This window comes from Streptomyces sp. MBT53, assembly GCF_016654115.1.
In the GTDB taxonomy this organism is placed as follows: Bacteria; Actinomycetota; Actinomycetes; order Streptomycetales; family Streptomycetaceae; genus Streptomyces.
Genome location: NZ_JAEQAZ010000454.1, coordinates 1 through 2004, shown reverse-complemented (window position 1 = coordinate 2004; position 2004 = coordinate 1). Strand labels below are relative to the sequence as shown.

Sequence of the window (2004 nt, the reverse complement as noted above, 5' to 3'; positions counted from 1 at the left end):
TCGGCCTTGGGGCGCAGCACGCGGCCAAGACGCTGGGCCTCCTCCTGGCGGGAGCCGAAGGTGCCGGAGACCTGGATGGCCACGGTCGCCTCGGGCAGGTCGATGGAGAAGTTGGCGACCTTGGAGACGACGAGGACGCTGATCTCGCCCTCGCGGAAGGCGCCGAAGAGTTTCTCGCGCTGCGCGTTGGACGTCTCGCCCTTGATCACCGGCGCGTTCAAGTGCTCGCCCAGCTCGTCGAGTTGGTCGATGTACTGACCGATGACGAGGATCTGCTGACCGGCGAAGCGCCGCACGATCGCCTCCGTGACCTTCCGCTTCGTCGCGGTGGTCGCACAGAAGCGGTACTTCTCCTCGGCCTCGGCGGTGGCGTACGCGAGCCGCTCGGAGTCCGTGAGGTTGACGCGCACTTCCACACAGTCGGCGGGCGCGATGTAGCCCTGTGCCTCGATCTCCTTCCAGGGCGCGTCGAACCGCTTCGGGCCGATGAGGGAGAACACGTCCGACTCCCGGCCGTCCTCGCGGACGAGGGTCGCGGTCAGACCGAGGCGGCGCCGGGCCTGGAGGTCGGCGGTGAACTTGAAGACGGGCGCGGGCAGCAGGTGCACCTCGTCGTAGAGGATCAGGCCCCAGTCGCGGGAGTCGAAGAGTTCCAGGTGGGGGTAGACGCCCTTCCGCCTGGTCGTCAGCACCTGGTAGGTGGCGATGGTGACGGGCCGGATCTCCTTCCGGGTCCCGCTGTACTCGCCGATCTCCTCCTCGGTCAGGGAGGTCCGCTTGATCAGCTCGTGCTTCCACTGCCGGGCGGAGACGGTGTTGGTGACGAGGATGAGCGTCGTCGACTTGGCCTGCGCCATGGCGCCCGCGCCGACCAGGGTTTTCCCGGCCCCGCAGGGCAGCACGACGACACCGCTGCCGCCGTGCCAGAAGTTCTCCACGGCCTGCTTCTGGTAGGGACGCAGCGCCCAGCCGTTCTCGTCCAGCTCGATCGGGTGCGCCTCGCCGTCGACGTACCCGGCGAGGTCCTCGGCCGGCCAGCCCAGCTTCAGGAGCACCTGCTTGATCTGGCCGCGCTCGGAGGGGTGGACGGCCACGGTGTCGGGGTCGAGCCGGTTGCCGACCAGCGGGGCGATCCGCTTCGAGCGCAGGATCTCCTCCAGCACCGGCCGGTCGGTGGTGGTGAGGACGAGCCCGTGCGCGGGGTGCTTGGACAGGGTGAGCCGGCCGTAGCGGTCCATGGTCTCGGCGATGTCGACCAGCAGCGCGTGCGGCACGGGATACCGGCTGTACTCGACGAGCGCGTCCACGACCTGCTCGGCGTCGTGCCCGGCGGCCCGCGCGTTCCACAGCCCGAGCGGTGTCACCCGGTAGGTGTGGATGTGCTCGGGCGCCCGCTCCAGCTCGGCGAACGGCGCGATCGCGCGCCGGCAGTCGTCGGCTCGCTCGTGATCGACCTCAAGAAGCAGGGTCTTGTCGGACTGGACGATGAGGGGGCCATTCACGTACGTACACATCCCTTCCGCACGGCCAAACGTCAAGTGTGCACTACCGGCCGATGATCACGGCCGGGCTCTGTGAGGGTGGGGCCATGGGAGAACTCGTGGAACGGGTGGACGAACAGGACCGGGTGGTCGGCACGGTGGACCGGGGCGAGGCCATCGCGCACCACTGGCTGCACCGCGTCGCGACGACCGTCTGCCGGGACGGGGAGGGCCGGGTCCTGGTGCACCGACGGGCGGCGGACATGTCCCGGTTCCCCGGGCAGTACAACTTCCTGATCGGCGGCGCCGCGGAGGTCGGGGAGTCCTACGAGGAGGCGGCGGCCCGTGAACTCACCGAGGAACTGGGGGTGGTGGCGCCGGTCCGGTTCGCCTTCAAGTTCCTGTGCCGGGGCGTGATCAGCCCGTACTGGCTCGGCGTCCACGAGGCGGTCGTCGTCGCGGACATCACCCCCGACCCGGACGAGATCGCCTGGCACGCGTGGGTCACCGAGGGCGAGTTGCG

2 protein-coding genes are annotated in these 2004 nt (G+C 69.6%); one reads left to right on the top strand and one right to left on the bottom strand.

Annotated features, from left to right (window positions below):
• A partial coding sequence (locus JHN45_RS52125; protein ID WP_374195706.1) for a DNA repair helicase XPB occupies positions 1–1502 on the bottom strand: 1502 nt, incomplete at its 3' end.
• Between the two features lie 86 nt (positions 1503–1588).
• Here JHN45_RS52125 and JHN45_RS52120 point away from each other — a divergent pair.
• The coding region (locus JHN45_RS52120) for an NUDIX domain-containing protein (RefSeq protein WP_201056527.1) at positions 1589–2004 on the top strand (416 nt) is incomplete at its 3' end.